Source organism: Bradyrhizobium sp. USDA 3397, assembly GCF_054060965.1.
Genome location: NZ_JBSSDS010000001.1, coordinates 5904686 through 5921981, shown reverse-complemented (window position 1 = coordinate 5921981; position 17296 = coordinate 5904686). Strand labels below are relative to the sequence as shown.

General features: G+C 65.0%; 17 protein-coding genes. 7 read left to right on the top strand and 10 right to left on the bottom strand.

Going from position 1 to position 17296, the window contains the following annotated elements:
* Positions 1-168: 168 nt before the first annotated feature.
* From ACVWYQ_RS27380 to ACVWYQ_RS27350, 7 genes are all read right to left on the bottom strand, one after another.
* A complete protein-coding gene (locus ACVWYQ_RS27380; RefSeq protein WP_271545830.1) occupies positions 169-942 on the bottom strand; it encodes a thioesterase family protein in 774 nt (257 codons plus the stop codon).
* A gap of 22 nt (positions 943-964) precedes the next feature.
* A complete protein-coding gene (locus ACVWYQ_RS27375; RefSeq protein WP_036021244.1) occupies positions 965-1933 on the bottom strand; it encodes an NAD(P)H-dependent flavin oxidoreductase in 969 nt (322 codons plus the stop codon).
* A 271-nt stretch (positions 1934-2204) separates the two neighbouring features.
* The gene (locus tag ACVWYQ_RS27370) at positions 2205-3605 is read right to left on the bottom strand and encodes an aspartate ammonia-lyase (RefSeq protein WP_271545832.1); all 1401 of its coding nucleotides are present in this window, start codon (positions 3603-3605) and stop codon (positions 2205-2207) included.
* A gap of 30 nt (positions 3606-3635) precedes the next feature.
* Positions 3636-4178, bottom strand: coding sequence for a hypothetical protein (locus ACVWYQ_RS27365; protein WP_036021240.1), 543 nt, complete (start codon positions 4176-4178; stop codon positions 3636-3638).
* Between the two features lie 47 nt (positions 4179-4225).
* Positions 4226-4828 carry a YqaA family protein gene (locus ACVWYQ_RS27360; protein WP_081492862.1) on the bottom strand — a complete coding sequence of 201 codons (603 nt, stop codon included), beginning with the start codon at positions 4826-4828 and terminating at the stop codon, positions 4226-4228.
* Positions 4829-4874: 46 nt separating this feature from the next.
* Positions 4875-5279: a phosphoribosyl-ATP diphosphatase gene (hisE, locus tag ACVWYQ_RS27355; protein ID WP_157283040.1), complete on the bottom strand. Its 405-nt coding sequence runs from the start codon at positions 5277-5279 to the stop codon at positions 4875-4877.
* A 118-nt stretch (positions 5280-5397) separates the two neighbouring features.
* Entirely contained in the window at positions 5398-5757 is a 360-nt protein-coding gene (locus ACVWYQ_RS27350) for a hypothetical protein (protein WP_157283042.1), read from the bottom strand.
* A gap of 226 nt (positions 5758-5983) precedes the next feature.
* On the opposite strand from ACVWYQ_RS27350, the gene ACVWYQ_RS27345 reads away from it, so the two are divergent.
* From ACVWYQ_RS27345 to ACVWYQ_RS27320, 6 genes are all read left to right on the top strand, one after another.
* Complete coding sequence (locus ACVWYQ_RS27345) at positions 5984-7033, top strand: ABC transporter substrate-binding protein (protein ID WP_404545726.1); 1050 nt, start codon at positions 5984-5986, stop codon at positions 7031-7033.
* A gap of 82 nt (positions 7034-7115) precedes the next feature.
* On the top strand, positions 7116-8912 hold the full coding sequence (locus tag ACVWYQ_RS27340; RefSeq protein WP_404545724.1) for a glucan ABC transporter ATP-binding protein/ permease: 1797 nt from the start codon (positions 7116-7118) through the stop codon (positions 8910-8912).
* A gap of 189 nt (positions 8913-9101) precedes the next feature.
* A complete protein-coding gene (locus ACVWYQ_RS27335; RefSeq protein ID WP_225111594.1) occupies positions 9102-10607 on the top strand; it encodes a D-alanyl-D-alanine carboxypeptidase family protein in 1506 nt (501 codons plus the stop codon).
* Between the two features lie 190 nt (positions 10608-10797).
* Positions 10798-12483, top strand: coding sequence for a long-chain fatty acid--CoA ligase (locus ACVWYQ_RS27330; RefSeq protein ID WP_157283050.1), 1686 nt, complete (start codon positions 10798-10800; stop codon positions 12481-12483).
* Positions 12484-12498: 15 nt separating this feature from the next.
* The gene (locus tag ACVWYQ_RS27325; protein WP_404545722.1) at positions 12499-13053 is read left to right on the top strand and encodes a DUF924 family protein; all 555 of its coding nucleotides are present in this window, start codon (positions 12499-12501) and stop codon (positions 13051-13053) included.
* Between the two features lie 108 nt (positions 13054-13161).
* Positions 13162-13647, top strand: a complete 486-nt coding sequence (locus tag ACVWYQ_RS27320) for a peroxiredoxin (RefSeq protein ID WP_028180275.1) — start codon at positions 13162-13164, stop codon at positions 13645-13647.
* 153 nt (positions 13648-13800) lie between these two features.
* Here the strand turns inward: ACVWYQ_RS27320 and rnhA are convergent, their stop codons facing one another.
* Genes rnhA through ispH form a run of 3 tightly spaced genes read right to left on the bottom strand, consistent with a single transcriptional unit; the run spans position 13801 to position 16220 of the window.
* Positions 13801-14265: a ribonuclease HI gene (rnhA, locus tag ACVWYQ_RS27315; protein WP_271545843.1), complete on the bottom strand. Its 465-nt coding sequence runs from the start codon at positions 14263-14265 to the stop codon at positions 13801-13803.
* Entirely contained in the window at positions 14262-15245 is a 984-nt protein-coding gene (locus ACVWYQ_RS27310) for a homoserine kinase (protein ID WP_404545721.1), read from the bottom strand. Before ACVWYQ_RS27310 ends, rnhA begins: the two co-directional genes overlap by 4 nt.
* Before the next feature lie 6 nt (positions 15246-15251).
* A complete protein-coding gene (gene ispH / locus ACVWYQ_RS27305) occupies positions 15252-16220 on the bottom strand; it encodes a 4-hydroxy-3-methylbut-2-enyl diphosphate reductase (RefSeq protein ID WP_404545719.1) in 969 nt (322 codons plus the stop codon).
* A gap of 263 nt (positions 16221-16483) precedes the next feature.
* On the opposite strand from ispH, the gene ACVWYQ_RS27300 reads away from it, so the two are divergent.
* Positions 16484-17179, top strand: coding sequence for a DUF1013 domain-containing protein (locus ACVWYQ_RS27300; protein WP_035997500.1), 696 nt, complete (start codon positions 16484-16486; stop codon positions 17177-17179).
* The last annotated feature ends 117 nt before the right edge of the window (positions 17180-17296 follow it).

The window sequence follows — 17296 nt, the reverse complement described above, 5'->3', positions numbered from 1 at the left end:
TGTGGGGGATCAAGATCTTCTACGGTGTGTGAACTGGCAGGATGCCCTGGTCGAACACGACCTTGCATCCCTTCCGCGGCGGCGGAAGCCTGCCGTTCAATCCCGCGATGCGCAAGATAGCTCTCACACTATCGGTGTCATCGCCCGGCTGATCGCACATAGCGCCTCTCACCGCTTCTCGATCACGAGGCTCTGCACCGCGCGGCCGAAATAGCCCTGGCGGTCGGCGAGGCGTGACATCGCAAGGCCCGCGCCGTCGGGGCCGATCCAGGAATCGCCGTCGAGCAAAATCCACTCGCCGACCGGCTGGCGCGCAAAGCTCACGGTGAGGTCGGCGTTGATGTAGGTCCAGGCGCGGAAATCGAGCGTCGAGGCGGTGCCGTTGGAGAAGTCGGCGGCGACCACGGCGCGCATCGCCTGCGAGACGGCCTCGCCTTCGATCAGCGGATGGTCGACGCGAAACCAGATCGCGCCGGCGCCGGCCTGGCCGAAGCGGCCGCGCGCGGCGCGCATCGAGACCGATCGCACGAACGGACTGGTGGCGGCGTGACCGTCCTCGACCAACGAATCCTCCGGCGAAGGCAACGTGACCGGAAGTTCCTCGACCTCGTCGGGCAGCGTCAGCGCCTGGCGCCTGATCTTGAGCACGGTGGCGCCGACCACCTGCACGCCGTCGGCGAGCAGCTTGATCCCGCAGAGCTGGATCTTGCGGCCCTCGCGCAAGATTTCGGTCGCGATCGTGAGCGGCGCCACCGGTACCGGGCGCATCAGATCGATGGTCACGCGCGCGATATCCATCGGCACCGCCGCAGGGATGCGCTCAGCCGCCCATGTCACCAGCGATGCCGGTGCCGAGCCGTGCTGCATGCGCCGGTCCCAGGGGCCGGCTGCATCGGGGCTGGTGACGACGTCGTTGCCGTCGACGCGGTAGATGGGGGGCATGCAGCACTCGATCTGGGTGCGATCACAACGGCGGATCGATCGCTTCGTCGTATTCCTTCTTGAAGCGCGCGATCAGCTCGGCCGCCGGCACGACCTTGTCGATGCTGCCGATGCCCTGGCCGCTTCCCCAGATCTCCTTCCAGGCCTTCGGCTTGGCGCGCTCGCCGGAGGCGTCGGTGCCGAAGTTCATCTTGGAGGGATCGGACGTCGGCAGATTTTCGGGGTCCATGCCTGCGGCCAGGATCGAGGGCTTCAGATAGTTGCCGTGCACGCCGGTGAAGAGATTGGAATAGACGATGTCGTCGGCGCTCGAGCCCGCGATCATCTCCTTGTACTTCTCGACCGCATTGGCCTCCTTGGTCGCGATGAAGGCCGAACCGATATAGGCGAAGTCGGCCCCCAGGATACGCGCGGCGCGGATCGCCTTGCCATTGCCGATCGCACCCGACAGCGCGATCGGACCGTCGAACCATTTTCGCGTCTCGGCCACGAAGGCCAGCGGCGAGATGGTGCCGGCATGGCCGCCGGCGCCGGCCGCGACCAGGATCAGGCCGTCGGCGCCCTTCTCGATCGCCTTGTGCGCGAACTTCTGGTTGATCACGTCGTGGAAGACGATGCCGCCCCAGCCGTGCACGGCCTGGTTCAGCTCCTCGCGGGCGCCGAGCGAGGAGATGATCATCGGCACCTTGTACTTGGCGCAGAGCTGCATGTCGTGATCGAGCCGGTTGTTCGACTTGTGCACGATCTGGTTGACCGCGAACGGCGCCGACGGCCTGTCGGGATGGGCGCGGTCATAGGCCGCGAGCTCTTCGGTGATCCGCGCCAGCCATTCGTCCAGCAGCTCCGGCGGCCGCGCATTCAGCGCCGGAAACGAGCCGACCACACCCGCCTTGCACTGCGCGATCACGAGATCGGGCACCGAGATGATGAAGAGCGGCGAGCCGATCACGGGGATCGACAGGCGCCCCTTGAACAAGGCAGGCATGGACATTGCGGTACGATCCTCTCAGCCGGTCAAGTTGAAGTTGGGAGCCATACCAACAAGGCAATCTTTCCACTGTCAAGTATTGCGTTTTGGCGCCGCAGCGGAGGCCATTGCCGCAATTCCAAGCAGCGGAATTCCTCACCCGTCATTCCGGGGCGAGGCGGAGCGTCGAGCTATGATGCGCGATTGCGCATCAGAGAATCCGTCGGGCGTCAGCACGCGCGGCGCAATGGATCCCGGGCTCGCGCTTCGCGCGCCCTGGAATGACAGCGACCGCCTACCCGATCAGATCCGGGTTGATCAGCCGCTCGAACGAGAACATCTCGTCCCACTTCTCCTGCGTCAGCAGCTTGCGTTCGGCCACGACGATCTGGTGCAGCGACTTGCCACTCTTGTAGCCTTCGCGCGCGATCTCGGCGCATTGCTTGTAGCCGAGCAGCGGCTTCAACACCGTGACGATGCCGAGCGAGTTCAGCACCATGTTGCGGGTGTGCTCCTCGTTGGCGGTGATGCCGACGACGCAATTCTCGCGCAGGCTGTTGACCGCACGCTCCATGGTGCGGATCGAGAAGAACAGCGCGAACGAGATCACCGGCTCCATCACGTTGAGCTGGAGCTGGCCGGCGCTTGCCGCCAGCGTCACCGTGGTATCGAGGCCGATGACGAGGAAGCTGGTCTGGTTGACGACTTCGGGAATGACCGGATTGACCTTGCCGGGCATGATCGAGGAGCCCGGCTGAAGCTGCGGCAGGTTGATCTCGTTCAAGCCCGCGCGTGGACCGGAGGCAAGCAGGCGGATGTCGTTGCAGATTTTCGTCAGCTTGCTGGCCGTGCGCTTCAGCACGCCGGAGAGCTGCACATAGGCGCCGGTGTCGGAGGTCGCCTCGACGAGATCGCCGGCGAGAATGAAATCGACGCCGGTGAGCGCGCTGAGGTGCCTGACGGCGAGCTTGGGATAACCGATCGCCGCCGTGACGGAGGTGCCGATCGCGGTGGCGCCGAGATTGATCTCGCGCAGCAGCGCGCGCGCTTCCGAGATGCGGTCGACCTCCTCGCCGATCGTGGTGCCCCAGCCCCGGAATTCGGCGCCGAGCGACATCGGCACCGCGTCCTGCAGATGCGTGCGGCCCATCTTCAGGACCCGGTCGAACTCGCGACCCTTGGCGAAGAAGGCTTCCTGGAGCTGGCGCAACGCGGTCATGTAGCTCTCGAGCCGCAGGATCAGGGCCAGCCGAAAGGCGGTCGGATAGGTGTCGTTGGTCGACTGGCCGTAATTGACGTGATCGTTCGGACTGACGTGCTGGTAGTCGCCCTTGGCAAAGCCGAGCGATTCCAGCGCGAGGTTCGCGATCACCTCGTTGGCGTTCATGTTGGTCGACGTGCCGGCACCGCCCTGGATGAAATCGGTGACGAACTGATCCATCATGTCGCCCGCGATGACGCGGTCGCAGCCGAGGATGATGGCGTCCGCGACCTTGGCATCGATCGCGCCGAGGTCGCGATTGGCCATCGCGGCGGCCTTCTTGACATAACCAAGCGCCTTCACGAAGTAAGGCTCCTGGTTCATCGGAATGCCGGTGATGTGGAAGTTCTCCTTACCCCGGATGGTCTGGACGCCGTAATAGATGTCGTCGGCGATCTCACGCTGTCCGAGGAAGTCCTGCTCCGTGCGGCTCATGGGCGCTCCTTGGTTCTCGCGCGCCGGCCTTCAGTTCTGGCACAGCGCGCTGGTCACGAAAGTGTCGGTGCGGCAGTCGTCCGGTTTACGTTGCCGGCCCGGGATCAGGACCTTGGCCGAGCATTTTTCCGCGGAGTCGGCGTTCAGGCTCTTGCCTTCCTTGTAGCCCTTGCCCTGGCAGAGCTGGTCGGCCGCCTGCTTGCAGTCGGGCGCGCCGTTCGCAGAGACCGGGCAGATCACGCGCCCCGACACCATGGTCGAGGGCTTGGCCAGCCGCGACAGGTCGTCCATGGTTTCACTGGGGCTTTTAATCGGCGGCAGGATCGAAGGCAGCTTGTCGAACAGCTTGCCCATTTCGTTGATCAGCCCGGGATTCTCCTCGCGCGCCGGCGGCGCCGAGGGAGCGGGCGTCGATGGCGACGGGCCGGCCTGCGCCCCCTGCTGCTGAAGGCCGAGCGCCGGCGGGGCGGATTGCGGCCGGGCCGTCCCTCCGGCAGCGAGCAGCAGCAGCAGCAGCGCTGTCGACATCAGCGTCCCATGCCGTGCCGCCGGATTGCCGGATCGAACCATCATGACGACAACCGTAGCCGAAGCCGGCGCGGCGGCAAAGCGCCGCGGCTCTAGATCAGCTTGATGGCGATAACGAAGCCGAGCACCAGCACGATCGCGCCGAGCGCGACCCACAATCCGAGATGCCGCTCGATCCTGACCCGGATCCAGTCGCCGTAGCGGTTGAGCAGGATCGCGACGACGAAGAAGCGTCCGCCGCGCGCGACGATCGAGCACAGGACGAACAGGAGGATGTTGTAGCCGGCAAAGCCCGAGGTGATGGTGACGAGCTTGTAGGGGATCGGCGTCAGTCCTTTGAGCAGGATGATGACCGCACCCCATTCCGCATAGGAGGCGCGGAAGGCGTCGACCTTGTCGGCGAGGCCGTAGACCTGGATCAGCCACTGGCCGACCGAGTCGAACAGCAGCGCGCCGATGGCGTAGCCAACGACGCCGCCGAGCACCGAGGTCACGGTGCAGATCGCGGCATAGAACCAGGCGCGCTGCGGCCGCGCCAGGGACATCGGAATCAGCATCACATCCGGCGGGACCGGAAAGAAGGAGCTTTCGGCGAAGGACACGATGCCCATGATCCAGAGCGCATAGGGCTTGTGGGCGGCGTCGATGCACCAGTCGTACATTCGTTTCAGCATGGCGCCGCGATGAAGCACCATGGGACGGATTTGTCCATCGCCAGTTTTTGAGCGATTTGTGACGCTTCTAGTGGCGCTTGCGCGCGGCGCGGCCGTCAAGCGCGACAATAGGCCGCCGCGAGGCCATGCGCGGTGATGCGACTTTGGGCAATTTCGCCGGCGACTTCGGCAGTTTCTCGGCAATTCCGAGCATGTCCTCCCGCCGCGTCATTTCCCGCCAGACGTCCTCGGGGCGTACTCCGGCCGAAGCCCACAGCACGGTGAGATTGTAGAGCAGGTCGGCGCTTTCCCGGATCACGGCCTCGCTATCGCCATTGACCGCATCGATGACGACCTCGATGGCTTCTTCGGCCAGTTTCTTCGCCATCTGTGAGGGCCCACGCTGAAACAGCCGGGCCGTGCGCGATGTTGCCGGATCAAGGTCTCTGGCCGCGAGCACAGCCAGATATAGCCGCTCAAGCGAATCACTCATGGTACCCAAAACTACTCGAAACAAATGGCCGGCGTGTTAACACGCGGCAATATAAGCAAAAAACAAGCCGCCGCGGCAAGCGCGACGGCCTGTTCGCCGATGACGTATGCCCGACCGGTTAATAGCAGCTGTAGCCGGAATAGCCGTGGGCGCAGGGGTTCTTGTAGCCGCCATAGGTGTAGCGGTTGCCCGAGTCGTAATAATAGGGACCATAGCCGGGGCCGCTGTAATAGGCCGGGCCGCCCTCGTAATAGTAAACCGGACCCGGATCATAGGCGTAGGCATTGCGGCTGGCTGCGATGGCGAGGCCGGTCGCGGCCAGGCCGAACATCGCTGCAGCAGCTGCGCCGCCGCCACCGCGATGCCAATGACGACCGCCCGCGTAAGAGGCGCTGGGTGCAACGGCAGTCAGGGCCACCACGGCGGCCGTGGCCAGAACGGCCTTGCGGCCGACGAACTTCGAAAGGCTGTCAAACATGATCTGGACCCTCCTTGGGACCTCGGATTGTGCCTGACGACAGGCTGATGTCTGTCAAACACTCACCACCTAAGTAGGTTCCCCCACCCCAACACAGGCTGAACGGGGTTGCGTAACGATGCCGCAAGCCCGCTCATCCGCCGTTCATGTTGGCGCGCGCACGTTCGTCGCGGCCGGCGCTTGCCAAGCGTCACGAAACCATAACAATGCGGGGCCGGCGCGACCGATGTCCGGATTCAAGACGATCGCCCTTCAGTGGCTGCTGGCCCTTGCAATCGCGTTCGCCCTATCGACGGTGCGCGAAGCCATTGCGGCCGGGAGCGACACTCCCTCGACTGCCATCCATTTCACCTTCGACCGTCCCATCGATGCGAGCATGGCGCCATTCTTCCTTGCGGCGAAGGACGGCAGGTTCGGCGCCGAGCATCTCAACGTGTCCTTCAACAGCGCGAGCGGATCGCCGGAGGCGCTCGCACGGCTCGCCAAAGGCGACAGCGAGCTCGCGCTCGTCGACATCAACGAGCTGATACGCTTTCGTGACAAGGACGACGCGGCGCCGGTCAAGGCCGTGTTCGTGCTGTTCGACCGCGCGCCTTATGCGATCGTCGCGCGCAAAAGCCGCGGTATCCGTCTCCTGCCCGACCTCGACGGCAAGACCGTCGGCGTTGCCGACGGCGATCTGTCGATGCGGCTATGGCCGGCGCTGGCGCAGCAGAACGGCATCAAGGCATCGCACGTCAAATTCCACAAGATCAGTGCCGCGGTGCGCGAGCCGATCCTGTCCGCAGGACAGGTCGATGCCGTCGCCGGGTTCAGCTATCTCTCGGCGGTGAACCTGCGCGATCGCGGCGTACCCGAAGCCGATCTCGTCGTGCTGCGCTATGCGGACTACGGCTGTGAGGCCTACGGCTTTGCCGTGGTGGCCAACACCGCCTTCGCCGCAGCGAAGCCGGATGCCGTGAAAGGCTTCGTTCGCGCCTTGATCGCGGGCATCATCGCGACGGCGAGGGAGCCGGCGCGTGCGGCGGAGGAGGCCGCGAGCCGCATCGACGACGGCGACCGCAATTTGGAGCTGAAGCGCCTGCACGCGGTCCTTGCCGACAACATCCTGACCGAGGAGGTCAAGCGCAACGGCCTCGGCGGCGTCGAGCCGGCGCGCCTGGAACGTTCGATCGATCAGATCGCGCGGGACTTCAAATTCCGCAAACGGCCGACGGCTCGCGACGTTTTCGACGACCAGTACCTGCCGCCGCCGGCAGAGCGGCTGATCAACTGAGCAAAACTGAAAGCTTGCGCTGTATCTCGCGGCGGTCCCGGCTTAGAATGTGGACTCCGTCTTCGCCGAGTCCCTCGCCTCCATGTCCCTCCTCCGTCTCTACACCCGCGTTCTCGAGCTGCTCGGCAAGGAGGCGCGGCTGGGCTGGCTGCTCGCGGTCGCCAACCTCCTGCTGGCGGGATCGCAGTTCGCCGAGCCCGTGCTGTTCGGCCGGATCGTCGACGTGCTCTCGGGCAAGACCGTGGCCGGCTCGAGCTCGGCCTGGCCGTTCCTGGTCGCCTGGGTCGCGTTCGGGCTGTTCACCATCGTCTGCAGCGCGATCGTGGCTTTGCAGGCCGACCGCCTCTCGCATCGCCAGCGCCAGGCGGTGCTGACCGACTATTTCGAGCACATCCTGCAGCTACCGTTGACCTTCCACTCCGGCACCCATTCCGGCCGGTTGATGAAGGTCATGCTCAATGGCACCGACGCGCTGTGGCGGCTGTGGGTCGGCTTCTTCCGCGAGCATTTTGCCGCGATCCTGTCGGTCGTCGTGCTGCTGCCGTTGTCGCTCTACCTGAACTGGCGGCTGGCGATCCTCTTGTTCGTGCTCTGCATCGTGTTCACGGCGCTGACCACCTTCGTGGTGCGCAGGACCTTCGGCATGCAGATGGCGGTCGAGGAGCACTACAGCGAGCTCTCCGCGCGCGCGTCTGATGCGCTCGGCAACGTCGCGCTGGTGCAGAGCTTCGTGCGCGTCGAATCCGAGGTCAAAGGGCTGCGCTCGGTCGCCGACGAGCTGCTGGCCGCGCAGATGCCGGTGTTGTCGTGGTGGGCGCTGGTCACGGTGATCACGCGCGCCTCCACCACCATCACGGTGCTCGCGATCTTCACCCTCGGCATCGCGTTGCACGACCAGGGCCTGACCTCGGTCGGCGAGATCGTGATGTTCGTGAGCTTCGCGACGCTGCTGATCCAGAAGCTCGAGCAGGTGGTCAGCTTCATCAACAACGTGTTCATGGAAGCTCCGCGGCTGCGCGAGTTCTTCAATGTGCTCGACGCCGTGCCCGCGGTGCACGACCGGCCGGACGCAATCGATGCCGGCAGGCTGTCGGGCCTCGTCGAGTTCAACGACGTCACGTTCTCCTATGACGGCAAGCGGCCGGCGATCGAGGACCTCACCTTCACCGCGCTGCCGGGCCAGACCATTGCGCTGGTCGGCCCGACCGGGGCCGGCAAGTCCACCGCGATTGCGCTCCTGCACCGGGCCTTCGATCCGCAATCCGGCGTCATCAAGATCGACGGCATGGACGTGCGCGGCGTCACGTTGACCTCGCTGCGGCGGAACATCGGTGTCGTGTTCCAGGAAGCGCTGCTGTTCAACCGCTCGATCGCGGAGAACTTGCGCGTCGGCAAGCCGGATGCGACCGAGGCCGAGATGCGTAAGGCGGCGGAACGCGCGCAGGCGCTGGAGTTCATCGAGCGCAGCGGCGGTTTCGAGACCAATGCCGGCGAGCGCGGCCGCATGCTCTCCGGCGGCGAACGGCAGCGGCTCTCGATCGCCCGCGCCCTGCTGAAGGACCCGCCGATCCTGATCCTGGACGAGGCGACCTCCGCGCTCGACGCGGTCACCGAGGTCAAGGTGAACGCCGCTCTCGACGAAGTGATGAGGGGCCGCACCACCTTCGTGATCGCCCATCGCCTCTCCACCATTCGCAACGCCACGCGGATCCTGGTGTTCGAGAATGGACGGGTGATCGAAACCGGAACTTTCGATGAACTCGTGGCCAAAGGCGGCCATTTTGCCGAGATGGCCAAGGCCCAGTTCATGGTGCAGGAGAACGCACGGGCCAGCGTGACGGCCGCCGAGGCTGCCTCGACAGCTGTCAAATCCCCCTAGCAAGTCCCGAGAGGACCGTCGAAATTCGGCCTACTTCGTTGCGGAATACCGCGCCGATCCCCCTATTCTCGACGCACCAGCCGGTATAGGTTTGCGACGCCGCAAGCGGCGGCGCTGGATTTCAGAACCGACAATCAGATCACGAGAACCGGCCGTATCAGGCGGATCTCCAAGGACCGGAATCGGATAGTGCACGCCCTTCGCCCGCTGCTTCGCAAATCCCTGTTCAACCTGTTCGCTGCGATGCTCGCCTGTGCCGCGATGCTCGCGCCGCGCACGGCGAGTGCCGAAGCGCTGCTGCTGATCGAGGCCGACAGCGGCAAGGTGTTGCAGGCCGAAAACGCGACCCTTCCCTGGTATCCGGCCTCCGTCACCAAGATCATGACCGCCTATGTGACGCTGAAGGCGGTCAAGGACGGCAGGCTGACGCTCGACACGCTGCTCACGGTGTCGCCGACCGCGGCCTCGCAATCGCCATCGAAGATGGGGTTCCGCCCGGGAACCCAAGTGACCGTCGACAACGCGCTGAAGATGATGATGGTCAAGTCGGCGAACGACATGGCCGTGGTGCTCGCCGAAGGCGTCAGCGGCTCGGTCGACGGCTTCTCCGCGGTGATGAACGACACCGCGAGGAAGCTCGGCATGGCGCAGACGAGCTATGTAAATCCAAACGGCCTGCCCGCCGAGGGCCAGATCACCTCTGCGCGCGACCTCGGCATCTTGGCGCGGTCTTTCCTGCGCGACCTGCCGGAATACGAGTACTACATGCATATTCCGGCGATCCGCTTCGGCAAGCGCGTCACCGGCAATTTCAACAAGCTGATCGGCCGCTATCCCGGCGCCGACGGGTTCAAGACCGGCTTCATCTGCGCCTCCGGCTACAACCTCGTCGCCTCGGCCACGCGCAACGGCCGCCGGCTGATCGCGGTGGTGCTCGGTGCAAACTCCGGCACGGCACGCGCGGTGAAGGCGGCGCAGCTGCTGGAGCGTGGCTTCGCTCCGGACAACCTCACCTGGCTGCGCCCCTCGCTCGGCACGGTCGACAATCTCGTGCCGGTCGATGCCACGCCGCCGAACCTGCGCGACGAGATGTGCGGACCCAACCGCAAGCGGCCGGCCAGCGACGACGACGATGCGCTGATTGCGGCCAGTGGCGGCGCGACCGGATCGGGCTCCGCCACCGGCGGCGCGGCCCAGTTCACCTTCTTCACGGCAGGCCTGCAGCCGCCGCTGATGAAAGCTTCCGAGCTGATGGCCTCGGCTGCGGCGCCGACCGAGCCCGTGCTGGTCTATACCGGCCCGACCCGCACCGGCACCGCCCTGATTGCTGCTGTGGCAGCCGATGCCGACCAGCAGGCCGCGTCCAAGCCGCGCGCCAAGAAGCCGCGCGTCGCCAAGAAGCCAGACGCCGCCGACAAGCCGGCCGATAAGCCCAAGGACACCAAGACCGCGGCGGCCAAGCCGGATGCCAAGCCGACTGACGGCAAGGCGGCCAAGCCGGCCACGCCCCAACCGGCCGCAACCAAGCCGGCTGGCGCCAAGCATGCCGCGACCAAGCCGGATGCGGTGGCGAAGCCCGCCGAGAAGCCTTCGGCCGGCGGCGATCAGGCGGCGAAGCCCGCCAAGCCCAAGGCAGCGACGACCCCCGCCGCGACGAAGCCTCCCGCCGCGGCCAAGCCGGCCAACAACAGTTAACGCCGCTCGGCACTAAACCGCAGCCCCGCTTAGCACCTGCGGCAGCACCGTTTTGCGACGATTCCAGTAGCGACGCTGCGACCTTTGCCCTAAGCCACGACGGCTTGCCACCCGTTCCGGCAAGCTGGATACTGGCGACAACGAGGCAAGCCCGAGAACAACGGGCCCTGGTCAATGAGGGGAGTCTTCCATGGAGCGCATCTGGCTCAAGCAATATCCGCCCGGCGTGCCTGCCGATATCGAGCCGACGCAATACGCATCGCTGGTCGACCTGCTGGAGGAGAGCTTCACCAAGTTCGCCGACCGCAAGGCATTCATCTGCATGGACAAGTCGATCAGCTATCGCGACCTCGACCAGATGTCGGTCGCGCTTGCCGCTTACTTGCAGGGCCGCGGGCTGCAGCGCGGCGCGCGTATCGCCATCATGATGCCGAACGTGCTGCAATACCCGGTCGCGACAGCCGCCGTGCTGCGCGCCGGTTTCGCGGTGGTCAACGTCAACCCGCTCTATACGCCGCGCGAGCTCGAGCACCAGCTGAAGGATTCGGGCGCCGAAGCCATCATCGTGCTGGAGAACTTCGCTCATACGGTCGAGCAGGTGATCGCGAGGACGCAGGTGAAGCACGTCATCGTCGCCAGCATGGGCGACCTGCTCGGCTTCAAGGGCGTGATCGTCAACCTCGTCGTCCGCCGGGTCAAGAAGATGGTACCGGCCTGGTCGCTGCCAGGCTCGGTCTCTTTCAACGACGCACTATCCGCCGGCCGCGGCATGACGTTCAACAAGCCGAAGCTGTCGCCGGGCGACGTCGCCTTCCTGCAATATACCGGCGGCACCACCGGCGTCTCCAAGGGCGCCACCCTGCTCCACCGCAACATCGTCGCCAACGTCTTGCAGAACGATGCGTGGCTGCAGCCGGCGCTCGCCGCGCCGCCACATGTCGAGCAGCTGATGATCGTCTGCGCGCTGCCGCTCTATCACATCTTCGCGCTGACGGCCTGTTATCTGCTCGCAGTGCGCGCCGGCGGCTGCAACCTGCTGATCCCGAACCCGCGCGACATTCCCGGCTTCATCAAGGAGCTGGCGAAATACCAGGTCAACACCTTCCCGGCGGTGAATACGCTCTACAACGCCTTGATGAACCATCCCGACTTCAAGAAGCTCGACTTCTCCAAGCTGAAGATCTCGAACGGCGGCGGCATGGCGGTGCAGCGCCCCGTTGCCGAGCAATGGAAGAACATCACGGGCTGCAGCATCGCCGAGGGCTACGGCCTGTCGGAGACCTCGCCTGTCCTGACCTGCAATCCGCCGACGGCGACCGAGTTCGCCGGCTCGATCGGCATCCCCGTGCCGTCGACTTACATCTCGATCCGGGACGACGAGGGCAACGAGGTGCCGCTCGGACAGGCGGGCGAGATCTGCGCCAAGGGCCCGCAGGTGATGTCGGGCTACTGGAACAGGCCGGAGGAGACCGCCAAGGTGATGACCGCGGACGGCTATTTCCGCACCGGCGACATCGGCGTGATGGACGAGAGGGGCTATATCAAGATCGTCGACCGCAAGAAGGACATGATCCTGGTCTCCGGCTTCAATGTCTATCCGAACGAGGTCGAGGAAGTCATCGCGAGCCATCCGGGCGTGCTCGAATGCGCCGTGATCGGCATCCCCGATTCCAAGTCGGGCGAAGCGGTGAAGGCCTTCGTGGTGAAGAAGGACCCGAACCTCACGGCGGATGCCGTGATCAAGTTCTGTCACGACCAGCTCACCGGCTACAAGGTGCCCAAGCACGTCGAATTCCGCAACGATCTGCCGAAGACCAATGTCGGCAAGATCCTGCGTCGGCAGCTGCGCGACGAGAAGAAGGCGGAGGCGGCTTAAGGCGCGCCTCCGTTCATGGCTGACGCCCGCAACATCACGCCATCAGGCGTTCTCGCCTTCTGGCGAGAGGCCGGGCGCGAACGCTGGTACGAGCGCAGCGATGCTTTCGATGCGGAGATACGACGCCGCTTTCTCTCGCTGTGGCAGAGGGCGGCCGCTGGCGAGCTGGCGTCATGGGAGGCGAGCGACGACGGCGCGCTCGCACTCGTCATCGTGCTCGACCAGTTTCCCCGCAACATGTTTCGCGGCACACCGCAGGCCTTTGCCAGCGACGCACAGGCGCGCGACGTCGCCCGCCGCGCCATCGCGCGCGGCGTCGATCGCAGGGTCGATCCCCTCCTGCTCGAATTCCTCTATTTGCCCTTCATGCATTCCGAGCACCTGGCCGACCAGTTGCACTGCGTCGCGCTGTTTCAAAACACCGACAATGCCGAAAGCCTGAAATACGCGCGCGACCACGCCGACATCATCGCGCGGTTCGGCCGCTTTCCCCACCGCAACCGTCTCCTCGGCCGCGACACCACCGAGGAGGAGCAGGCCTTCCTCGACGGCGGCGGTTTTGCCGGCTGATGACATCACGGTGAACGGCCGCCATCCTCGCCGCTTCCGCCACCGGCAATATTGTGCAGGCCCGCCGCCCGGTCTAAAAAGCGGGACCGATTTTCAGGGAGACTGACGATGGCGATCCAGATTGGCGACAAGCTGCCCGAGGCGAAATTCCGCGTGATGACGGCGGAAGGCCCGCAGGTGAAGACCACCGACGACATCTTCAAGGGCAAGAAGGTGGCGCTGTTCGCGGTGCCCGGCGCCTATACCGGCACCTGCCACAAGATGCATCTGCCGAGCATCTTCCTCAACGCCTATGCCATGAAGGACAAGGGTGTCGACACCATCGCCATCGTCTCCGTCAACGACGCCTTCGTCATGAACGCCTGGAAGCGCGACACGGACCAGCGCGACGAGGCCGTCTTCCTCGCCGACGGCAATGCCGACTTCACCAAGGCGATCGGCATGGAGCTGGACGCCTCCGCCAACGGCCTCGGCATCCGCTCCAAGCGCTATTCGATGCTGATCGAGGACGGCGTGGTCAAGAAGCTGAACCTCGAGGCGATGCCCGGCAAGGTCGAGGTCTCCGGCGGCGATACGCTGCTTGGGCAGCTGTAAGCGCTTCGCGACAACAGACGCTGTCATGCCCCGGCTTGACCGGGGCATCCAGTACGCCGCGGCCTCTCGGCTCAATCACAACCGCCTCTGGAATACTGGATCACCCGCCTTCGCGGGTGATGACAGTTCGGGGCGGAGCGACGACGCCGCCCCCTACTCCCTCACCCGCTGCTGCAACCGCGCCATGACGATCCCATCGCGCGCCAGCTGGTCGGCGCGCTCGTTCTCGGGGTGGCCGGCGTGGCCCTTGACCCAGTGCCAGCGGACCTCGTGCTGCTTCAGCGATGCGTCGAGGCGCTGCCATAGCTCGACATTCTTCACCGGCTTCTTGTCGGCGGTGCGCCAGCCGTTGCGCTTCCAGCCGAAGATCCAGCCGGTGATGCCCTGCCGGACATACTGGCTGTCGGTGTAGAGATCGACCGTGCACGGCCGCTTCAGCGCTTCGAGCGCCGAGATCGCCGCCATCAATTCCATCTGGTTGTTGGTGGTGTGCGGCTGGCCGCCGTTCAGCTCCTTCTCCTTGTCGCCGAACTTCAGGATCGCGCCCCAGCCGCCCGGCCCGGGATTTCCCGAGCAGGCGCCGTCGGTGTAGATCGTCACCTTGGGAAGCTCGCTCACGCCACCAGTCCCGACGGCATAAGCCCGTAGTCACGCACGCTCGTCACGCTTTGGTGGAAGCGCAGCTTACGGAAATACTCCAAGGGATCCTTCGGCTTGACCAGCGCGCCTGCGGGCACGTTGAGCCAGTCGACCAGCCGCGTCAGCAGGAAGCGGATCGCAGCCCCGCGGGCCAGCAGCGGCAGCGCGGCTTCTTCGGCTTCGCTCAGCTTGCGCACCCGGCCATAGGCGTTGAGGAAGGCACGCGCCTTGGTGACGTTGAAGGAATGATCCGGCTCGAAGCACCAGGCGTTGAGGCAGATCGCGACGTCATAGGCCAGCATGTCGTTGCAGGCGAAGGTGAAGTCGATGATCCCCGAGAGCTTGTCGCCGAGGAAAAAGACGTTGTCGTTGAAAAGGTCGGCGTGGATCACGCCTTCGGGCAGGTTGCTCGGCCAGACCCCGCTGGAAAGATAGTCGAGCTCGGCGGCGAGGAAGGCGCGCAGCCCCGGCTGCACCTCGTCCGCACGATTCGAAGCCGCATCGAACAGCGGCCGCCAGCCGGCGACCGAGAGTGCATTGGCGCGCCGAACCGCGAAATTGGCGCCGGCCAGATGCATCCGGGCCAGCCCCTCGCCGACGCCGGCGCAATGGGTCGCGTTCGGCTTGCGCGGCCAGATGCCTTCGAGAAAGGTGATGATCGCGGCGGGCCGGCCTGCGAGCTCGCGCAAGGCCTCGCCGTCGCGTCCCCTCACGGGCAGCGGACAATTGAGGCCGTGCTCGGCGAGGTGCGTCATCAGTCCGAGGAAGAACGGCAGATCGTTCTTCGCCACGCGCTTTTCGTACAGCGTGAGGATGAACGAGCCTTTGCTCGTGTGCAGCAGGAAGTTGGAATTTTCGACGCCCTCGGCGATGCCCTTGTAGGAGAGCAATTCGCCGAGATCGTATTGCTCCAGGAAATCCGCAAGCTCGTCGGCGGCGACGTCGGTGTAGACCGCCATAAAGGTCTACTCGGCGGCGGCTTCGGGGCGCACCTGACGCGGCAACGGGAAGAACTCGTTCTCTTCCGCGGCCGAGACCGTCTCCACGTGCAGCGTGTAGCGCTCGGCGAAGGCGTCCATGATTTCCTCGACGATCACCTCGGGCGCGGACGCGCCCGCGGTGATGCCGAGGCTCTTGATGTTGCCGAACCTGCCCCAGTCGATGTCGGTGGCGCGCTGCGCCAGCACCGCGATCTTGCAGCCCTCGCGCTCGGCAACCTCGCGCAGGCGCTGCGAGTTCGACGAGTTGGGAGCACCGACCACGATGAGCGCGTCCACCACCGGCGCCACCTTCTTCACGGCGAGCTGGCGGTTGGTGGTGGCGTAGCAGATGTCTTCCTTGTGCGGCCCGTTGATGTTGGGGAAGCGTTCCTTGAGCAGCGCGACGATCTCCGCGGTGTCGTCGATCGACAGCGTGGTCTGGGTCACGAAGGCGAGGTTGTTGGGGTCCTTCGGCGTGATGGTCTTGGCGTCCTCGGCGGTCTCGATCAGGGTCACGGCACCCGGCGGCAGCTGGCCGAGCGTGCCGACCACCTCGGGATGGTGGGAATGGCCGATCAGGAAGATCTCGCGGCCGCGCTTGAAGTGGATCGCGGCCTCGCGATGCACCTTCGTCACCAGCGGGCAAGTCGCATCCAGCGAGAACAGGTTGCGGGACTGGGCGTCGGCCGGAACCGACTTCGGCACGCCGTGGGCCGAGAACACCACCGGGGCGGTGGTATTATCCGGGATTTCTGCGAGCTCCTCGACGAAGATGGCGCCCTTCTTCTTCAACCCATCGACGACGTACTTGTTGTGCACAATCTCATGGCGAACATAGACGGGGGCGCCGTACTTATCGAGCGCCCGTTCGACGGTGTCGATCGCCCGGACCACCCCGGCACAGAAGCCGCGGGGAGAACAAAGCACGATCTTGAGGTCTGGTTTGGCTGACATTGAGCGATCTCGGGACCGAATCACCCGATCGCGTTCTGCCGGGGCGGTCGATGGATGGGAATTTGGCTTAAAACTGTCGGCTTGAACCATACAGTGGTTCAAAGGGAATTGGGCCCCCTTTCGGGCGGTGTCAAGGCACTATCTATAGCAGAACCATTGCATGGCTACCCCCTCCGGGCTTATATAGCGCGAATTCCCTGTCATCGCTGATGACCACCGGTTTCGCCTCCAGAGGGGTGGGCGAAGCACAAAGGAGATTTGCCATGAGCAACGCACCTCTGATGCCCAAGGCGACCGCCGTTTGGCTGCTCGACAACACCGCGCTGACCTTCGACCAGGTCGCCGATTTCACCAAGATGCATCCCCTCGAGGTGCGCGCCATCGCCGACGGCGACGCGGCCCAGGGCATCAAGGGCATGGATCCCCTCTCCAATGGCCAGCTGACCCGCGAGGAAATCGAGAAGGGCGAGAAGAACCCGGACTACCGGCTCCGCCTCCAGGAGAGCAAGGTGGTGCTGCCGCCCCAGCCCAAGCGCAAGGGCCCGCGTTACACCCCGGTCTCGCGCCGCCATGAGCGCCCGAGCGCCATCCTCTGGCTGCTGCGCAACCATGCGGAGCTCAAGGACGCCCAGATCATGCGCCTGGTCGGCACCACCAAGAGCACGATCGCGAGCGTGCGCGACCGTACCCACTGGAACACCTCGGCGCTGACCCCGATCGACCCGGTCACGCTCGGTCTGTGCTCGCAGATCGAGCTCGATTTCGAGGTGCAGCGCGCGGCGAAGGAGAAGCCGATCGACGCAGCCTATGGCGGCGCCACCCTGCTGCCGGCCTCCGAGACCACCCGCAAGGACGAGTACGAGCCCGCGGAGAAGTCCAGTGACGACCTCAACGTCGACGCCGTGTTCGCCAAGCTGAAGACGCTCGGCGGCAAGAAGCACGAGGACGAGGAGGAGTAAGGCTCCGCACTTCGTTCGCGATTATGCATCAGGCAAGACGCGGCAGGAAAAACTGCCGCGTTTTTTGCTCGATTGTCGCGAGAGAACTTCAGCCATCCCGTCACTGCAAGCGCAGCG

What these genes read in the sequence shown, in the direction of transcription:
- ACVWYQ_RS27380 (WP_271545830.1), bottom strand. Translation starts at nt 942, where the DNA reads ATGCCCCCCATCTACCGCGTCGACGGCAACGACGTCGTCACCAGCCCC.
- ACVWYQ_RS27375 (WP_036021244.1), bottom strand. Translation starts at nt 1,933, where the DNA reads ATGTCCATGCCTGCCTTGTTCAAGGGGCGCCTGTCGATCCCCGTGATC.
- ACVWYQ_RS27370 (WP_271545832.1), bottom strand. Translation starts at nt 3,605, where the DNA reads ATGAGCCGCACGGAGCAGGACTTCCTCGGACAGCGTGAGATCGCCGAC.
- ACVWYQ_RS27365 (WP_036021240.1), bottom strand. Translation starts at nt 4,178, where the DNA reads ATGATGGTTCGATCCGGCAATCCGGCGGCACGGCATGGGACGCTGATG.
- ACVWYQ_RS27360 (WP_081492862.1), bottom strand. Translation starts at nt 4,828, where the DNA reads ATGGTGCTTCATCGCGGCGCCATGCTGAAACGAATGTACGACTGGTGC.
- hisE (WP_157283040.1), bottom strand. Translation starts at nt 5,279, where the DNA reads ATGAGTGATTCGCTTGAGCGGCTATATCTGGCTGTGCTCGCGGCCAGA.
- ACVWYQ_RS27350 (WP_157283042.1), bottom strand. Translation starts at nt 5,757, where the DNA reads ATGTTTGACAGCCTTTCGAAGTTCGTCGGCCGCAAGGCCGTTCTGGCC.
- ACVWYQ_RS27345 (WP_404545726.1), top strand. Translation starts at nt 5,984, where the DNA reads ATGTCCGGATTCAAGACGATCGCCCTTCAGTGGCTGCTGGCCCTTGCA.
- ACVWYQ_RS27340 (WP_404545724.1), top strand. Translation starts at nt 7,116, where the DNA reads ATGTCCCTCCTCCGTCTCTACACCCGCGTTCTCGAGCTGCTCGGCAAG.
- ACVWYQ_RS27330 (WP_157283050.1), top strand. Translation starts at nt 10,798, where the DNA reads ATGGAGCGCATCTGGCTCAAGCAATATCCGCCCGGCGTGCCTGCCGAT.
- ACVWYQ_RS27325 (WP_404545722.1), top strand. Translation starts at nt 12,499, where the DNA reads ATGGCTGACGCCCGCAACATCACGCCATCAGGCGTTCTCGCCTTCTGG.
- ACVWYQ_RS27320 (WP_028180275.1), top strand. Translation starts at nt 13,162, where the DNA reads ATGGCGATCCAGATTGGCGACAAGCTGCCCGAGGCGAAATTCCGCGTG.
- ACVWYQ_RS27310 (WP_404545721.1), bottom strand. Translation starts at nt 15,245, where the DNA reads ATGGCGGTCTACACCGACGTCGCCGCCGACGAGCTTGCGGATTTCCTG.
- ispH (WP_404545719.1), bottom strand. Translation starts at nt 16,220, where the DNA reads ATGTCAGCCAAACCAGACCTCAAGATCGTGCTTTGTTCTCCCCGCGGC.
- ACVWYQ_RS27300 (WP_035997500.1), top strand. Translation starts at nt 16,484, where the DNA reads ATGAGCAACGCACCTCTGATGCCCAAGGCGACCGCCGTTTGGCTGCTC.